The organism is Dapis purpurea BLCC-M126 (genome assembly GCF_050015975.1).
Lineage (GTDB): Bacteria > Cyanobacteriota > Cyanobacteriia > Cyanobacteriales > Microcoleaceae > Trichodesmium.
Genome location: NZ_JBNHER010000218.1, coordinates 11598 through 12366, shown reverse-complemented (window position 1 = coordinate 12366; position 769 = coordinate 11598). Strand labels below are relative to the sequence as shown.

The 769-nt window shown below is 40.7% G+C and carries 1 protein-coding gene; it reads right to left on the bottom strand.

Going from position 1 to position 769, the window contains the following annotated elements; genetic code table 11:
- A partial coding sequence (locus ACP6PL_RS19390) for a tetratricopeptide repeat protein (RefSeq protein ID WP_473965215.1) occupies window positions 1–769 on the bottom strand: 769 nt, incomplete at both ends.

Sequence of the window (769 nt, the reverse complement as noted above, 5' to 3'; positions counted from 1 at the left end):
TTCTACTATAGTAGGCTAATCCTAGGTTGTGTTGAATCATAGCCCAATCTTGGGGATAGGCTGATTCAGTATATACTGTCAAAGCATATTGGTAGTATTTAATGGCAGATTCTATGTTTTCGGCTTTGTTACCTTTAATTCTACTATAGCAGGCTATACCTAGGTTGAGTTCAGTCATTGCCCCTTCTCTGCCAATGGCAAGCCTCAAAGCATCTTGGTAGTATTTAATGGCAGATTCTATGTTTTCGGCTTTGTTACCTTTGATTCTACTATAGTAGGCTAATCCTAGGTTGTGTTCAGTGTTGTTACCTTTGATTCTAGCATAGTAGGCTAATCCTAGGTTGTGTTCAGTCATTTCCTCTTCTTTGCCAGAGGTAGAGAAGGATCTCACTCTCAAAGCAGCTTGGTAGCAGGCAATAGCAGATTCTATGTTTTCGGCTTTGTTACCTTTGATTCTACTAGAATAGGCTAATCCTAGGTTGCTTTGAGTCATTGCCCAACTTTGAGGGTAGTCAGATTCAGTATATACTCTCAAAGCATTTTGGTAGCAGGCAATGGCAGATTCTATGTTTTCGGCTTTGTTACCTTTGATTCTACTAGAGTAGGCTGTTCCTAGGCTTTTTTGAGTCATTGCCCAATCTTGGGGATAGGCAGAGAAGGTTCTCACTCTCAAAGCAGTTTGGTAGCAGGCAATGGCAGTCTCTATATTCTCAGCTTTGTTACCTTTGATTCTCTGATAGTAGGCAATACCTAGGTTGTGTTGAGTCAT